The organism is Serratia sp. NCCP-200, from assembly GCF_059697885.1.
Map to the genome: position 1 here is coordinate 865,478 of NZ_BAAKUJ010000003.1, position 16,101 is coordinate 881,578.

At 52.6% G+C, this 16,101-nt stretch carries 16 protein-coding genes; 8 read left to right on the forward strand and 8 right to left on the reverse strand.

Going from position 1 to position 16,101, the window contains the following annotated elements; all coding sequences use genetic code 11:
- Window positions 1–259: 259 nt before the first annotated feature.
- On the forward strand, window positions 260–1,795 hold the full coding sequence (locus AC6HVW_RS14115) for a SpoVR family protein (RefSeq protein ID WP_065685847.1): 1,536 nt from the start codon (window positions 260–262) through the stop codon (window positions 1,793–1,795).
- Between the two features lie 67 nt (window positions 1,796–1,862).
- Here AC6HVW_RS14115 and fadR read toward each other — a convergent pair whose 3' ends face one another.
- Complete coding sequence (fadR, locus tag AC6HVW_RS14120; RefSeq protein ID WP_021181184.1) at window positions 1,863–2,582, reverse strand: fatty acid metabolism transcriptional regulator FadR; 720 nt, start codon at window positions 2,580–2,582, stop codon at window positions 1,863–1,865.
- 243 nt (window positions 2,583–2,825) lie between these two features.
- Here fadR and nhaB point away from each other — a divergent pair, with 243 nt between their 5' ends.
- The 4 genes from nhaB to AC6HVW_RS14140 all read left to right on the forward strand — a co-directional run bounded on the left by nhaB (window position 2,826) and on the right by AC6HVW_RS14140 (window position 7,200).
- Window positions 2,826–4,400 (forward strand): sodium/proton antiporter NhaB, encoded by a 1,575-nt coding sequence (gene nhaB, locus AC6HVW_RS14125; RefSeq protein WP_071683380.1) that lies wholly within the window; start codon window positions 2,826–2,828, stop codon window positions 4,398–4,400.
- A 122-nt stretch (window positions 4,401–4,522) separates the two neighbouring features.
- Window positions 4,523–5,053 carry a disulfide bond formation protein DsbB gene (gene dsbB, locus AC6HVW_RS14130; protein ID WP_021181182.1) on the forward strand — a complete coding sequence of 177 codons (531 nt, stop codon included), beginning with the start codon at window positions 4,523–4,525 and terminating at the stop codon, window positions 5,051–5,053.
- 669 nt (window positions 5,054–5,722) lie between these two features.
- Window positions 5,723–6,622 carry a Kdo hydroxylase KdoO gene (kdoO, locus tag AC6HVW_RS14135; protein WP_059200987.1) on the forward strand — a complete coding sequence of 300 codons (900 nt, stop codon included), beginning with the start codon at window positions 5,723–5,725 and terminating at the stop codon, window positions 6,620–6,622.
- 140 nt (window positions 6,623–6,762) lie between these two features.
- Entirely contained in the window at window positions 6,763–7,200 is a 438-nt protein-coding gene (locus tag AC6HVW_RS14140) for a universal stress protein (RefSeq protein WP_094981347.1), read from the forward strand.
- Between the two features lie 203 nt (window positions 7,201–7,403).
- Here AC6HVW_RS14140 and ycgN read toward each other — a convergent pair whose 3' ends face one another.
- The 4 genes from ycgN to AC6HVW_RS14160 form a co-directional block, all read right to left on the reverse strand.
- Window positions 7,404–7,850 (reverse strand): cysteine cluster protein YcgN, encoded by a 447-nt coding sequence (gene ycgN, locus AC6HVW_RS14145; RefSeq protein ID WP_021181179.1) that lies wholly within the window; start codon window positions 7,848–7,850, stop codon window positions 7,404–7,406.
- A gap of 212 nt (window positions 7,851–8,062) precedes the next feature.
- Window positions 8,063–8,719: a fumarylacetoacetate hydrolase family protein gene (locus tag AC6HVW_RS14150; protein WP_021181178.1), complete on the reverse strand. Its 657-nt coding sequence runs from the start codon at window positions 8,717–8,719 to the stop codon at window positions 8,063–8,065.
- Between the two features lie 90 nt (window positions 8,720–8,809).
- Window positions 8,810–9,844, reverse strand: coding sequence for a lytic murein transglycosylase (locus tag AC6HVW_RS14155; protein WP_071683377.1), 1,035 nt, complete (start codon window positions 9,842–9,844; stop codon window positions 8,810–8,812).
- An 87-nt stretch (window positions 9,845–9,931) separates the two neighbouring features.
- Window positions 9,932–10,204 (reverse strand): YcgL domain-containing protein, encoded by a 273-nt coding sequence (locus AC6HVW_RS14160; protein WP_071683376.1) that lies wholly within the window; start codon window positions 10,202–10,204, stop codon window positions 9,932–9,934.
- A gap of 135 nt (window positions 10,205–10,339) precedes the next feature.
- Here AC6HVW_RS14160 and minC point away from each other — a divergent pair, with 135 nt between their 5' ends.
- Genes minC through minE form a run of 3 tightly spaced genes read left to right on the forward strand, consistent with a single transcriptional unit; the run spans window position 10,340 to window position 12,143 of the window.
- The gene (gene minC, locus AC6HVW_RS14165; RefSeq protein ID WP_021806639.1) at window positions 10,340–11,032 is read left to right on the forward strand and encodes a septum site-determining protein MinC; all 693 of its coding nucleotides are present in this window, start codon (window positions 10,340–10,342) and stop codon (window positions 11,030–11,032) included.
- Between the two features lie 25 nt (window positions 11,033–11,057).
- Window positions 11,058–11,870 carry a septum site-determining protein MinD gene (gene minD / locus AC6HVW_RS14170; RefSeq protein ID WP_497569489.1) on the forward strand — a complete coding sequence of 271 codons (813 nt, stop codon included), beginning with the start codon at window positions 11,058–11,060 and terminating at the stop codon, window positions 11,868–11,870.
- Window positions 11,871–11,873: 3 nt separating this feature from the next.
- The gene (gene minE, locus AC6HVW_RS14175) at window positions 11,874–12,143 is read left to right on the forward strand and encodes a cell division topological specificity factor MinE (protein WP_021181173.1); all 270 of its coding nucleotides are present in this window, start codon (window positions 11,874–11,876) and stop codon (window positions 12,141–12,143) included.
- A 234-nt stretch (window positions 12,144–12,377) separates the two neighbouring features.
- Here minE and rnd read toward each other — a convergent pair whose 3' ends face one another.
- The 3 genes from rnd to AC6HVW_RS14190 form a co-directional block, all read right to left on the reverse strand.
- Window positions 12,378–13,499 carry a ribonuclease D gene (gene rnd, locus AC6HVW_RS14180; protein ID WP_497569490.1) on the reverse strand — a complete coding sequence of 374 codons (1,122 nt, stop codon included), beginning with the start codon at window positions 13,497–13,499 and terminating at the stop codon, window positions 12,378–12,380.
- A gap of 89 nt (window positions 13,500–13,588) precedes the next feature.
- Entirely contained in the window at window positions 13,589–15,277 is a 1,689-nt protein-coding gene (fadD, locus tag AC6HVW_RS14185; protein ID WP_497569491.1) for a long-chain-fatty-acid--CoA ligase FadD, read from the reverse strand.
- A gap of 230 nt (window positions 15,278–15,507) precedes the next feature.
- Window positions 15,508–16,098 (reverse strand): Slp family lipoprotein, encoded by a 591-nt coding sequence (locus tag AC6HVW_RS14190; RefSeq protein ID WP_046808505.1) that lies wholly within the window; start codon window positions 16,096–16,098, stop codon window positions 15,508–15,510.
- Window positions 16,099–16,101: the final 3 nt, after the last annotated feature.

Consider the following 16,101-nt stretch of genomic DNA (forward strand, 5'->3'; position numbering starts at 1 on the left):
CTGGAATATAAATCTGTTTAATTAAATATTTCAGGCTAATAATTCCAACTACGACCATTGCACATCAGTTTCCTCTGCTTCACGGTCCAAATGCCAGGTTGAGTACCGCCACAGGCCGCAAAGCTGGTTTAAGCTTAGCTAGCCCAAGTGGTTATCAGTGCTCAGCATGGATGATTTCAAACGATTTATTACGACTTGGACTATCATTGTTAAAGGGTCTGCCAAAAGAGCCGACGCCGTTCATAACGAGGGTGCGCTGATGACTACTTCGACACAGAAAAAGGTTAAGGAAGATAAACGTCTGAGCGATGGACCGGACTGGACATTCGACCTGTTGCAGGTGTATCTGGAACAGATCGACCGGGTTGCCAAGCATTACCGGCTCGACACCTATCCGCATCAGATCGAGGTCATTACCTCCGAGCAGATGATGGATGCCTATTCCAGCGTCGGGATGCCGATCAACTATACCCACTGGTCATTCGGTAAAAAGTTCATCGAAACCGAGCAGCGCTATAAGCATGGCCAGCAGGGGTTGGCCTATGAGATCGTGATCAACTCCAACCCGTGTATTGCCTATCTGATGGAAGAAAACACCATCACCATGCAGGCACTGGTTATGGCTCATGCCTGCTATGGGCACAACTCGTTTTTCAAAAATAACTATCTATTCCGCAGTTGGACCGACGCCAGTTCGATTGTCGATTATCTGCTGTTTGCCCGCCATTACATCAGCGAGTGTGAGGAACGCTATGGCGTGGAAGAGGTAGAAAAGCTGTTGGACTCCTGCCATGCGCTGATGAATTACGGGGTCGATCGCTACAAACGGCCACAAAAAATCTCGCTGGTGGAAGAAAAAGCCCGCCAAAAGAGCCGTGAGGAGTATCTGCAAAGCCAGGTCAACTCGCTGTGGAAAACCTTGCCGCGAGTCGATCGCGAAGCCCTGCCGGAACAGGCCGTACGTTTTCCACGGGAGCCGCAGGAAAACATTCTCTACTTTATGGAGAAAAACGCCCCGTTGCTGGAATCCTGGCAGCGTGAAGTGCTGCGCATCGTGCGTAAGGTAAGCCAGTATTTCTACCCGCAAAAACAGACGCAGGTGATGAACGAGGGCTGGGCCACCTTCTGGCACTACAGCATCCTTAACCACCTGTACGACGAAGGGCGCGTGACGGATCGCTTTATGCTCGAGTTCTTGCACAGCCATACCAATGTGGTCTACCAGCCACCGTACAACAGCCAATACTACAATGGCATCAACCCGTACGCGCTTGGCTTTGCCATGTTCCAGGACATCAAACGGATCTGTCAGTCGCCGACCGAGGAAGATCGCTACTGGTTCCCGGATTTCGCTGGCAAAGACTGGTTGGATACTCTGCACTTCGCCATGCGTGACTTCAAGGATGAGAGCTTTATCAGCCAGTTCCTGTCACCGAAGGTGATGCGTGATTTCCGCTTGTTTACCGTGCTGGATGACGATCGCAATAATTACCTGGAGATTTCAGCGATCCATAACGAAGCGGGCTACCGGGCGATACGCCAGGAGCTGTCGGCTCAGTACAACCTGAGTAACCACGAGCCCAATATTCAGGTCTGGAATGTGGACCTGCGTGGCGACCGTTCATTAACGCTGCGCTATATTCCGCAGGACCGTGCGCCATTGGATAAAAGCCGCCGTGAGGTGATGAAGCATCTGCATCGTCTGTGGGGGTTTGACATTATTCTGGAGCAGCAAAACGAAGATGGCAGCGTTGAGTTGCTGGACCGCTGCCCACCAAGGCCCAACGCGTTATAAAGCTGCAATATGACAAAGGGGCGCATACAGCGCCCCTTCAACTAACTGATTACGGGAATGACGCGAATTAACGACGCGCTTCTGTCAGATCGCTTGGCATAGTGCCCTGCATACTCTGCCAAATAGCCCCGCTCTCTTTACCGTAGTTACGCACGCAATCCATCACCTGATCGTACATCTTCTCATGACACAGGCTAGACAGCTTGTTGTAGAAGGTCAGTGCGAGTTTGCGCGCTTCCGGGTTGGAGAAGTAATAACGGCCAACGCGGGTATACAGCCCTTTCAAACCATTGAGGATCAGGCCGTAAATCGGGTTGCCTGAGGCAAAGGCCAAGCCACGGAAAATTTCATAGTCGAGCTGGTTGAAAGCATCCGCCTGATCGTCAACCAGCGCCGCTTTCGCCAACACTTCCTGCGCCTGCTCCGGGTGGTTACGCACCGCCGCACGGATAAAGATCGAGGCAATATTGGTCCGCACCGACAGCAGATTGTCGATCAGCTGCGGTACGCTGTTGTGATCGAGCCGGGCCAGGGTTTCCAGAATATTAAGGCCGGAAGTTTCCCAAAAATTGTTCACTTTGGTCGGTTTGCCGTGCTGAATAGTCAGCCAGCCATCACGGGCCAGTCGCTGCAGAACCTCACGTAATGTGGTGCGCGTGACGCCAATCAGTTCTGAAAGCTCACGTTCCGCGGGCAAAATAGAGCCGGGAGGGAAGCGGTTATTCCAAATACTTTCAATAATATACTCTTCCGCGAAACCGGCAGGACTCTGCGCCTTTATAACCATGTGTTTGATGTTCCGTAACGACGATAATCAGTAATTGTAATCGGCAGATCATACCAGATCGCCGGGGCATCACATAGCGCGAGCCAAAAACATTAAACGAAAGTGTGCATAAGCTGGCAAAAAGATGAAAAAAACCACTTCGCCGAAATTTCAGGCTATTAGGGCTTCCTTGTTTGCATCAGGCCCACTGCCGTTGTTAGGGTATGACGAGCCAACTCACTTTAAGGTTTCGCAAAAACAAGCATGGATATGACAATACGTTCGGCATTGGTAAAGAACTTTCTCGGGACGTCCCCCGATTGGTACAAACTGGCCATCATCAGTTTTCTGGTGATCAATCCCTTGGTGTTTTTCCTGATCAGCCCTTTCGTGGCGGGCTGGTTACTGGTTATCGAGTTCATCTTTACGCTGGCTATGGCGCTGAAATGCTACCCGTTACAACCCGGTGGACTATTGGCCATTGAAGCAGTGTTGATCGGCATGACCAGCCCCGCACACGTCAGCGCGGAAATTGCCAGTAATCTTGAGGTGTTATTGCTGCTGGTGTTTATGGTGGCAGGCATCTACTTTATGAAGCAGTTGCTGCTGTTTGTATTTACCAAACTGCTGCTGAACATCCGCTCAAAGATGCTGCTATCGCTGTCCTTCTGCGTTGCCGCGGCACTGCTTTCTGCCTTCCTGGATGCCCTGACCGTGGTGGCGGTAGTGATCAGCGTCGGCACGGGTTTTTATTCGATCTACCATAACGTCGCCTCCAATCAGAAAATCGATATTAGTGACGATAGCCGCCTGGAAGATGACGACCATAAACAGACGCTGGAACAGTTCCGCGGCTTTCTGCGCAGCCTGCTGATGCATGCCGGCGTGGGCACCGCTCTCGGGGGCGTGATGACCATGGTGGGCGAGCCGCAGAACCTGATCATCGCCAAAAGCGCCGGTTGGGGCTTTGGCGAATTTTTCCTGCGCATGACCCCCGTCACGCTGCCGGTGTTCGTTTGCGGTCTGTTGGTATGCCTGCTGGTTGAACGTTTTGCGGTATTTGGCTACGGCACCAAACTGCCGGACCAGGTGCGTAGCGTACTGAAAGAGTTCGATCGCCAGGCAACGGCCAAGCGTAGCCGCCAGGAAAAAATGAAGTTGGTGGTACAGGCGTTAATCGGCCTCTGGTTGGTGATTGCCTTGGCCTTCCACCTGGCGGAGGTGGGGCTGATTGGCCTCTCGGTGATCATTTTGGCAACCTCGCTTTGCGGCGTAACCGATGAGCATGCGATCGGCAAGGCTTTCCAGGAAGCCCTGCCCTTTACCGCGCTGCTGACGGTGTTCTTCACCGTTGTGGCAGTGATCATTGAACAGCAGCTGTTTTCTCCGGTGATCCACTATGTGCTACAAGCACCGCCGAGCTCACAGCTTTCCCTGTTTTATCTGTTCAACGGCCTGCTCTCTTCCGTTTCTGATAACGTTTTTGTCGGTACGGTTTACATTAACGAAGCGCGGGCGGCACTGGCGGAAGGAGCAATTTCACTGCAACAGTTCGAACTGTTGGCGGTAGCGATTAATACCGGCACCAATCTGCCTTCGGTGGCTACACCCAACGGGCAGGCTGCTTTCCTGTTCCTGCTGACCTCTGCTCTGGCACCGTTGGTACGTCTGTCTTATGGTCGCATGGTCTGGATGGCATTGCCTTACACGGTGGTGCTGACCCTGGTTGGCCTGCTGTGTGTGCAGCATACTCTGGCACCGGTAACGGACCTGTTTACCCAATGGCAGTGGCTAATGCCGCTACCGCTTGACGCAACGGCCCCAATCGCTGCACATTAGCCGCCATAACCGTCCCCGCAAACGACGATATTTTTCACTGAATCGTCGTTAGATAGCTGGCAGCGGGGATGAATTGGTTTACACTGCCGGTTCAATTGCTTACTGCATGGAAGAATATAGATATGTTGCAATTCTTTAACCGCTGCTCGCAGGGGCGCGGTGCTTGGCTGTTGTTGGCTCTGACTGCATTGGTACTGGAGTTGGCCGCCCTCTATTTTCAGCACGTGATGCTGTTACAGCCTTGCGTAATGTGTATCTACGAACGCGTCGCGCTATTCGGGATTTTGGGAGCGTCGCTGCTTGGTGCATTGGCACCGAAGTCGCCGCTACGCTATGTGGCGATCCTGTTGTGGATATACAGCGCCTGGGAAGGCCTGCAGTTAGCCTGGAAACACACTATGATCCAGCTGCATCCATCGCCGTTTAATACCTGTGATTTCTTTGTCAGCTTCCCTTCCTGGCTGCCACTAGACAAATGGGCGCCAGCGGTGTTCCACGCGTCCGGTGACTGCTCGGTGCGTCAGTGGCAGTTCCTGTCTTTGGAAATGCCACAATGGTTGGTGGGGATTTTTGCTGCCTATTTGCTGATCGGGATTGTGGTTCTGCTCAGCCAATTTGTCCGCCAACGTAAACGCGATCTGTTTGGCCGCTAACGCTAGAACATCGCAAAAACGGCGCCTAAGGGCGCCGTTTTTTATTGCTACTGACACCCTATCACCAGGCTTACCGAGTAGGGCCGCTGCATGCTGCGCCCGTTTGGATAATCAATGGCATCGTGTGTGGTAGGCAAGCAACATCAAGTATGGGTAAAGTAATACACGAGCACGATCAGTACTCCGGCCACGGCAAACAGGCGTACCATCTTCATCATCACATTCTCATCATAGGCGGAGGTGCCGACAAGCTACCTAAGATTTTGTTTAAAAAGAAGCGTACACCAGGCGATTACGTCGTAATTTACATAACATTAAGTTTTGTTGCGATTCCCCGCCGATATACCGTCCAACCTTTGGTAATTCATCCCTTCCAAGCACAGATATATTGGCTACACTTAATCTCTGACTGGCCGTTTTTCATTCACCGTATTAATACTTTAGGGCGGGCACTAATAAAATGATGACATATATAAGCCACTCCCCTCATCCACCCTGATTTATTTCCTCTCTCGTTTAACTTTTGTTTAACCTGACCACCCGGTTAGCACACGATTTCGGCTATGCTCTGCATGATAAAACGCCTACGTCTACCAGGGCAGCAGGCGCTCAAACACTGAACAGTCGCAGCCAAAAAAATAGACAGAGTATTTTGATCAAGGGATCACTATGTTAGAAAATAAAATCAATCTGCAATCGGCCATCACGACGCTGCCCTATTTAGACTGGAATGCCACCTATTCTGCTACTTTGGATGCCGTAGCCGAGTTGGAAAGCGGCAAGGTACTCTATTTCCCTCATCTGGCCTTTAATCTGACCGACGCGGAAAAAACCTTACTCACTCCAGAGTTGGTCGATCCCAAACGCAAGAATATTAGCTATCAGCCTGAACAGCAAAAGCTGACGGGGGTTGCCCTTGAGGCCAAACGCGAAGCGGTACATAAATTAATGGCTCGGCACTATCAAGCCTGCCAGCATTTGATCAATTCCGTCCTGCCCGAATATCGGCACGCAGTGCAAATGCCCACCAATAGCCTGCGTCTGCACCCGATCTCTGCATGGACAGCCTCGACTTCATGGCGCAAGGACGACCGCCGCCTGCATGTCGATGCGTTCCCTTCTCGCCCCAATTATGGCAACCGTATTTTACGCATCTTCACCAATATCAACCCTCATGGTGAAAGCCGCCAGTGGCGCGTCGGGGAGCCGTTCCCTGAGCTGGCGCAACGTTTTCTGCCACGCCTGAAGCGTTATTCGCCCTTTGCCAGTTGGTTGCAGGATAAAGTGGGTATTACCAAAACGCGCCGTAGTCACTACGATCATCTGATGCTGCAAATGCATGATGCGATGAAGGCAGATAAAGACTATCAGGAAAGCGGCCCCCAGCAGGCGGTTGAATTCCCCCCAGGAAGCAGCTGGATCTGTTTTTCCGATCAAACTCCCCATGCCGCCATGGCCGGGCAGTATATGCTGGAACAGACCTTTATTTTACCGGTGAGCGCCATGAAAACCCCGCAGCATGCGCCGCTGAACGTCTTGCAAGCGTTGTTACACAAGCCATTGATATAGAAAGCCTGACTTTTCAGCCGATCCGCGGGTTATTCGCTGGATCGGCCATAACTTCGATCTGTGTCACCCCATTTGGGCAGCAAATTTGGTATATTAATCACGCAGTAGTATGCACATCACCTACTCATTATGGAGGTTGTATGTACAAGACTATCTTAGCGCCCATTGATTTGGCTGAAATCGAGTTAACACAGAAAGTCATTCCCACGATTAATTCACTGGCAAACATCGACTACCCGCATATCCATTTTTTCGCCGTCCTCTCCCCTATGCTCTCTTATTATGAATATGGGCTATCGCACCCCGAGCGGTTGCTGCCCAGCGATGATGAGCGGATACAGATTGCACTGGCGGAGTTAAAGAAAGCCGTTACGGCGTTTGATATTCCGGAAGGCCGAGTGCACTGTTCGGTAGAGATCGGCGCGCCACGGGATCGGATTTTGAATTTTGCCGATGAGATCAACGCCGATTTGATCGTTGTCGGTTCGCGTAGACCAAGTATCACTACTTTCTTGCTTGGCACAACGGCATCATCGGTCGTCAGGTATGCCAAAACCTCGGTCCTGGTGGTGCGATAAGGCTACTGCGCAGGCTGCCTTTAATACCGCGACACCTTAAGCTTGAGACAGGTGGGAGTCATTGCAGGTTAGCCGACCGTTGAGCGCAGGGATGCGCGATACGAGCCCCCATGGACGGGTTCACGGCGTGTCGGCGTTCTGCATGACTCCCACCTGTAACACTATTCGATACAGCTACTTTGTTTATTCCCACATACCATCACTTACCTGGCCCAGCTAGGTTTGTTGAGGATATGGTCCTGCCAATCCACGACTTCGCTTTCGCGCACCGCGATATGGCGTACGGTAATACGCTCACCGTGCATTGCCGCTTTTGATCCGCTGACCAACGGGTGCCAGTCGAACAAGGGTTTGCCCTCGCCGATCAGGCGATAGGCGCAGGTTGGCGGCAGCCAGTCGAACGTGGTGAGGTTTTCGCGCGTCAGCTTGATGCAGTCTTCTTCCAGCTCAAAGCGGCGCTCGTAATTGCGGCACTGGCAAGATTTGATATTGAGCTGATCGCAGGCCACGTTGGTGAAGTAAATCTCATCGGTATCTTCATCGATCAGCTTGTTCAGACAGCATTGCCCACATCCGTCGCACAGCGATTCCCACTCTGCCTCAGACATTTCGTCTAGCGTCTTCTGTTGCCAAAAAGGGAGTTGTGACATATCGACTTCCGAAAATAGGTAAATGAACAAACTACCTGCAAGCAGGTTCAAGGGGGCACACTATATAGACACTCAGCGCAAAAGGAAACGTTTCCCCAACTGCCCATGCCTGCCGTAACGATATCCAACGTGGATAATAACAGTGTAAGTGACCAAAGAGGTTTCTGCCTGCAACACCCGGAAGGCCCGGCAGGCAGAAAGACAGAGCGGGATTAAATCACTCGGGTACTGAGGGTCTTACCGTTAAGCGAGATTTTCAGCATATCGCCAGAAACCATTGGCCCGACCCCTTGAGGAGTCCCGGTCAGAATGATGTCGCCCGCACGCAGCGTAAAGAAACGGCTCATATAGGCGATCAGCGGCAAGATGGGGTTGATCATATCGCGGGTATTGCCCTGCTGGCGCAGTTCGTCATTGATCGACAAAGACAGCTCGGCATTTTGCGGATCGCCAAATTCAGCCACCGGAATAAAGCCAGAGATTGGGCAAGAGCCATCAAATGCCTTGGCTTTTTCCCAAGGTTGACCCGCCTTCTTGAACCCGGCCTGCAGATCGCGCAAGGTCAAGTCCAGCGCCACGCCATAACCCGCAATGGCACGGGCCACGCGATCTTCATTGGCCTGCTTTAACGGGGTACCAATCAGCACCGCCAACTCGACTTCATGATGAATCGACCCCAGCCCCTTGGGGATCGCTACTGGTTGACGAATATCACACAATGCCGTTTCAGGTTTGATAAACAACACCGGCTCAGGCGGGGTTGCACTCCCCATCTCCTTGATATGATCGCTGTAGTTGCTGCCTACGCAAACCACTTTGCTTACCGGGAAATCAAGCAACGCTCCTTGCCAGTCTCTATGTTGATACATACCGCCTCTCCCAACCACAGTGTAGGGGCCAGATAACCTCAGCCCATGATACGTACGGGGTGCCATTCCAGGCACCTGGTAGTTACCGACCTATTGACCGATACCGTCGGCCATCATTCCCACGCTGATCGCGAAATAATACGAACGATTCCAATGCATGAGAGTACGGAAGTTATCATAAACCAAGAATGCGCGTCCTTGCATATCATCTGGAGCGATCACCCAACTACGCAAGCCAGAGACTGGTAAGGGTGAACCATCCGCTAACACCACCCCTTTGGCCGCCCACTGCTCTTCGCGATGCCCCTGGGAGTCTTTCAACCCCAGTTGTTCAGCGTTGAATTGCGCGGGCAATTTGACTTCACGGCCCCAACCAACCCCAGGCTGCCAGCCTTCGGTAGCCAGGTAGTTGGCGGTAGAGGCAAACACATCGTCGAGATTATTCCAGATATCGATTTTACCGTCGCCATCCCCATCTGCGGCATAGGTCAAAAACGAGGTTGGCATAAACTGGCTCTGCCCCATCGCTCCCGCCCAAGATCCTTTCAGGTTGCCCGCATCAACGTGGCCCTGCTCAATAATCTTTAAGGCCGCCATCAGCTGTTTGGTAAAGAACGCTTCGCGCCGGCCTTCAAACGCCAGCGTCGCCAGGGCAGAAACAACATCTTCCTTACCCTGTATCTTGCCAAAGGCGCTTTCCATCCCCCATAGCGCGACAATATAGTGTTCCGGAACGCCATAGCGCGCAGTCACTCGCGCCAACCGTGGCTGATATTGCTGGCGCATCTCGCGGCCCCGCTGGATTTTCCAAGCAGGCAGCACCCGGCTGAGGTAATCATCCAGCGTGATTTTCTTTTCCAACTGATTGCGATCGGCATTAATCACCCGATCGACAAAATGCGCGTTGGCAAAGGCATCCTCAACGGTAGCCGCAGGGATACCCTGCTTGATGGCCCGCCGCTTCAGTTGTTCCACATAGGCCGGGAACTCCGCGGGATCACGCCCGGTTTCGGCCAGCGTACTCCCGGCAGGGTGTGCAACAGGTGCTGCCGCAGGAGCCGCCCCCACCGGTTTAACGCAGCCAGCTAAAAGGGCCAGCGTTAGCATCACCGACATCTTCTTCATGATTTTCCCTACCTGTGACGACCTGCCGCCAGATGCAGATGATGCTAAAAAGCTGGCGTTAACACAGGGTTGAAAATCGACGCCCGGTTATTTTTGGGCGTCAGACAAATGAAGGTTTAATAGGTTTTCCACCGGCGGTGGGAACTGCAGATAAAACCCTTCCTGTTTTAGAGCTTCTTTCACCTTCTCGATATCCGCTGAGGCCAATTTCTTACGCCCGTCGAGCGACAGCATCATGGCATACTGCGGAGTGCCAAAACTTTTCATCAGATCTTCCGGCACCCGAGAGAAATCGTCTTTTTTTTCGACATAAAGATAAGTCTGATCGCGCTTGGCGCTTCTATAGATGACACAAAACATTTTTAAAACTCTATTTAATTGAGGCAGCGTCTTGCCTGGATATAACTCTGACTATAACATGCTTATAGTACTTCGGAATATCGCACCCCGAGTGGTATTCCGGGGATTTAAGTTGCTGAGACTGAGTCAGGATAGATGTCACAATCGCCAATTGAGCTAAAAGGCAGCAGTTTTACCCTATCGGTGGTTCATTTACATAATTGCGAACCCGAGGTAATACGCCAGGCACTGCAAGAAAAGGTGGAACAAGCGCCCGCTTTTCTCAAAAATGCCCCTGTTGTTATTAATGTTGCTACGCTTAACGGCGACGCAGACTGGAAAGAAATTCAACGGGCGGTCACTGCGGCTGGGCTGCGCGTGGTCGGCATCAGCGGTTGCAAAGATGAGCGGCAGAAGCGGTCCATCGCCCGCGCCGGTTTGCCACTGCTCAATGAAGGCAAAGGCCAGAAGGCGGCCCCGCAGGCTCCGGTGATTGCGCCGGTCCCTGATAATGCCCCAGCCAAAACGCGCATCATCAGTACTCCTGTCCGTTCAGGCCAACAGATTTACGCCCGTAACAGCGATTTGATCGTCACCAGCAGCGTCAGCGCCGGTGCAGAACTGATTGCCGACGGCAATATTCATATTTACGGTAGCATGCGTGGCCGCGCACTGGCTGGCGCCTCTGGCGATACCCAGTGTCAGATTTTTTGCACGCACCTGGGTGCTGAGCTAGTCTCTATCGCAGGGCAGTACTGGTTGAGCGATCAGATCCCGTCCGAGTACCTCGGGCAGGCAGCAAGGCTCAGCCTGTTGGATAATGCTTTAACCATACAACCTTTAAATTAAGCCCTTTTGACAAGGAATCCATTTCATGGCACGCATTATTGTTGTTACATCGGGTAAAGGGGGCGTTGGCAAGACCACATCAAGTGCGGCCATTGCGACCGGCTTGGCCCAGAAAGGCAAGAAAACCGTGGTGATCGACTTTGATATCGGTCTGCGTAATCTTGACCTCATCATGGGGTGTGAACGCCGGGTCGTTTACGATTTCGTGAACGTTATCCAAGGTGACGCCACGCTGAACCAGGCGTTAATCAAAGACAAGCGCACCGACAACCTCTTCATTCTGCCCGCTTCGCAAACCCGTGACAAAGACGCCCTGACCCGTGAAGGCGTGGAAAAAATACTCAGCGATCTCGACGAGATGGCCTTCGAATTTGTGGTTTGCGACTCACCCGCAGGGATCGAATCCGGTGCCTTGATGGCGCTGTACTTTGCCGATGAAGCCATCATCACCACCAACCCGGAAGTGTCTTCAGTACGTGACTCCGACCGTATCCTGGGCATTCTGGCTTCCAAATCGCGCCGTGCCGAGAGAGGGGAATCCCCGATCAAGGAACATCTGCTGCTAACCCGTTACAACCCGGGCCGCGTCAGCCGTGGCGACATGTTGAGCATGGAAGACGTGCTGGAAATCCTGCGTATCCCGCTGCTTGGCGTGATCCCGGAAGATCAGTCGGTATTACGTGCCTCTAACCAGGGTGAACCTGTTATTCTTGATAGTGAGTCCGATGCCGGTAAGGCCTATGACGATACCGTTCACCGCCTGTTAGGGGAAGAACGCCAGTTCCGCTTCATCGAAGAAGAGAAAAAGGGCTTCCTGAAACGCCTTTTTGGGGGATAAACCATGGCTCTGTTAGACTTCTTTCTGTCCCGCAAAAAATCGACAGCCAGTGTAGCCAAGGAACGGCTACAGATTATCGTCGCAGAACGTCGTCGTGGGGACAGCGAACCCCACTATCTGCCTGATTTAAAGCGCGATATTCTAGCGGTAATTTGTAAATACATTCAGATCGACCCCGAAATGCTGCACGTGCAATTCGAGCAGAAAGGGGACGATATTTCGGTACTTGAACTTAACGTGACGCTACCGGAATCGGAAGAAACACCTAAATGATTGCGATGCAATGAGTGCCCCCTGTATATTTTTATACAGGGGGCAACTGTATATTCGTCCAGTTATAAACGCGCGTGAAAAAATAAAAAATCCGCACTATTGAGACGACTCTCAGTTCTTTTTGACACCACTTTCTTTATGGTGAAGGCTGGCGATTAATATTTTCTTCGCCTTATTTTTAGCGAGATAAAACGGAACAGTTTGATTTAAACTGCCCCGCCCGATCTTTAACGATTAATAATCCTGTAGGATCGCCTGCAACGGCGCGGCCAATAGCTCACCACGCCAACCACTGATTAACTCAGGCTGTGACTCACTCTCTTTCAATTTCCAGTGCCAATTCAGCAACTGGTTAATCTGCCGCCGCGAAGCCAGCAGTTCGACGCTAAGGCCACTCTGCTCACTCACCAACGTAATGGCAGCCTTAATCTCTTTGAATACTTTCTTATAGCCAGGATGATCGACCAGATTACTCAACGGTGCCGGCAAGGCTGATTCTTCGAGAGCGTTAGCCTCCGCCACCAGCGCCACCAGGGTTTTACCATGATAGCGGATCTCCGGGCCACTCAGCCCCAGCGCCTCCAGTTCACCCAGCGAACCCGGCATATAGCGCGCCACGGCCCATAGGTTCTCTTCACGCACGACAAAGTTCACCGCCAGATCGCGTTCACGCGCCTGACGTAAACGCCACTCGGCCAGTTTTTGCAGGCAAGCCAACTGACGCGGACGTAACTGCCAGGCATTGGTGATTTCGCGATAGGCCAATTCCGGCGCCAGCGCTTCACTGCGCCGTTGGCAGAGCAAACGGCACTCGTTATCGGCTGCAGCGGTCCAACCCGCCTCCTCGGTCTCCTGCACCAGTTGCTTGGCCATCGGCAACAGGTAGAACACATCAGCTGCGGCATAAACGCATTGGCGCTCGGTCAATGGCCGCGCCACCCAGTCGGTACGCGATTCACTCTTATCGAGATCGACCTGCATGTACTCCGTCACCAGCTTGGCAAAGCCACAGGACAGCGTATGGCCGCTGAAGGCCGCCAGGATTTGGGTATCGACCATCGGTGTCGGCAGCGTCTTGAAGGCGTTCAGAAACACCTCAAGATCTTCGCTACCAGCGTGCAAGAATTTCACGACGGCGGTATCGGCCAGCAGGTCGATAAAGGGTTGCCACTGCTTGATGGGGAGAGGATCGATCAGGGAAAGTTGTTCACCATCATATAACTGGATCAGGCCTAACTGCGGATAATAGGTACGCGTGCGGACGAACTCGGTATCCAGCGCCACCTGGGCGTAGTTTCTTGCCTGCTCGCAGACCTGCTGCAATCCGGCGTCGGTAGTGATCAACTGATAATTCAAAACATCATTCTCTTGGTCATTTTTAGGATTCAAACACAACAACGCCGGCTTATTCACCGGCGCTGTTGAAAAGGGGAGCAACGATTGGCCTAGGCGGCATCGTCAGCCTTGGGCTTTTTCTGTTCGTCACGCAGTTCCCGTCGTAAGATTTTGCCGACGTTCGACTTCGGCAACTCGTCACGGAACTCAACAATTTTTGGCACTTTATACCCTGTCAGGTGCCGACGGCAATGGGTTAGCAACTCTTCTTTGGTGAGTGTCTGATCTTTCTTCACCACACAAATCTTCACCGCTTCACCCGAAGCATCGCAGGGTACCCCAATGGCCGCACATTCCAGCACTTTAGGGTGCTGGCTAACGATCTCTTCGATCTCGTTCGGGTAGACGTTAAAACCAGAAACCAGGATCATATCTTTCTTACGGTCAACGATGCGGATAAAGCCCTCATCATCCACGGTAACCACATCCCCAGTCGCCAGCCAGCCATCGCGCAACACTTCGTCCGTCGCGTCAGGGCGTTGCCAATAGCCTAACATAACTTGCGGCCCTTTAACCCAAAGTTCACCGGGTTGACCGACCGGCACATCTTTGCCTTCATCATCCACCAAACGGATATCGGTAGATGGCACCGGCAGGCCAATGCTGCCGCTATAGTGTTTCAAATCATGCGGGTTGCCAGAGACTAGCGGAGAGCACTCCGTCAGCCCATAGCCTTCCAGCAAATGATGGCCGGTCAGCTTTTCCCACTTTTCCGCCACCGATTTCTGCACCGACATCCCTCCGCCAACGGAAAGCCGCAGCGTGGAGAAGTCCAGCTTCTGGAAATCTTCATTGTTCAATAACGCATTAAACAGGGTATTTACCCCGGTCATGGCGCTGAACGGGTATTTTGCCAGTTCCTTCACCAGCCCCGGAATATCACGTGGGTTGGTGATCAGCAGGCTACGGCCGCCCAACTCGATAAACAGTAGGCAGTTCACCGTCAACGCAAAGATGTGATACAGCGGCAAGGCGGTAACCACCAACTCCTGCCCTTCACGCAGTAACGGCACATAAGCCGCTTTGGCCTGTACCAGATTGGCCTGCATGTTGCGGTGGGTCAGCATCGCCCCTTTCGCCACGCCGGTAGTACCGCCGGTATACTGCAGGAAGGCCAGATCGGTATTGATAATATCTGGCTTCACGTATTGCAGGCGGCGGCCACGCTGCAACGCGCTGCGAAACGAGATGGCATCCGGCAGGTCGTATTTAGGCACCAGCCGCTTGATGTACTTCACCACAAAGTTGACCAACGTGCCTTTGGCTGCAGAAAGCTGGTCGCCCATGCGGGTCAGAATGACGTGTTTAACCTGGGTTTTGAACACCACCTTTTCCAAGGTGTGGGCGAAATTGGAAACGATGACAATCGCGCTGGCACCGCTGTCGTTCAGTTGATGTTCCAACTCACGAGGGGTATACAGCGGGTTGACGTTAACCACCACCATTCCCGCCCGCAAAATACCGAACAGAGCGATCGGGTATTGCAACAGGTTGGGCATCATCAGTGCCACACGGTCGCCCTTCTTCAGCCCCAACTCGTTTTGCAGGTAGGCGGCAAATGCTCGGCTGCGCTCTTCCAGCTTGCGGAAGGTCATCACCTCACCCATGTTGATAAAGGCGGGTTGATCCGCGTAACGGGCAACCGCATTCTCAAACATTTCGATCAGGGATGAGTATTGATCGGCATCGATTTCTGCCGGAACATCCGCCGGGTAACGTTTTAACCAGACCTTTTCCAAGCTATTACTCCTGAAATCATTACTAATTATCATCGTAGCCCCCAAAATTGCAGCCAAACTTTAACAATATTTTAACTCAGCGTACCAGTTTGGGTTTTAAACAATATTCAGGTTGCGATGTGCGTCACTAATTGCCGACGCAACCGCATAACAAAAAAAGTTAAGGCGGCCATTAAGCCGCCCTAAAGTATAAAAACTATCCTACTTGCCGAAGCCTCAGATCTGCGTCCTTACTCCGTAACGAAAGTTTGCACCTGCGCCGGACCTGGATTATACCAGCCATAACCCCCGCCCCAACCTGGGCCCCATGGGCCATTATGCCAGCCCCACGGCCCCATTGGCTGTGGCGGCATCACAATCTGCTGAGCGATGCGCCAACGCTTGAAACCGGTCGCATCCATGGTGACAAAGCGGTAAGGCGTCATGCCAATCTTACCATCCCGCAGGCCGGTAATCGGCCCAACCACGGTAACAAGTTGTCCTCTGAAGTCGACCGGGTCGAGGAAGCCGTTAACCGAAGCCAGCAAACGGCCTTGCGAAGGTTCCCCCAATATCGGGCGAGCGCCAGAATCCAGCGGTACCGCCGCAATCTCCAGAATGGTGCGCCCACGTTCATTAGCCACCGCAACCACGGTACCGCCGAAGCGTGCCTCCGCGCCGGTAAACTGTTTCGGTGCGTTTTGCACCACCGACAGCCGATCGACCGGCGTGGGGCTGGTGCCTTGGATGGCATCCGGAATGGTCACGCAGCCAGAGAGCGCCAACACGCTGCTTGCGATTGCCAGCGTTAACAGCTTTTTACTCACAGTACGGGTTAAGATCAT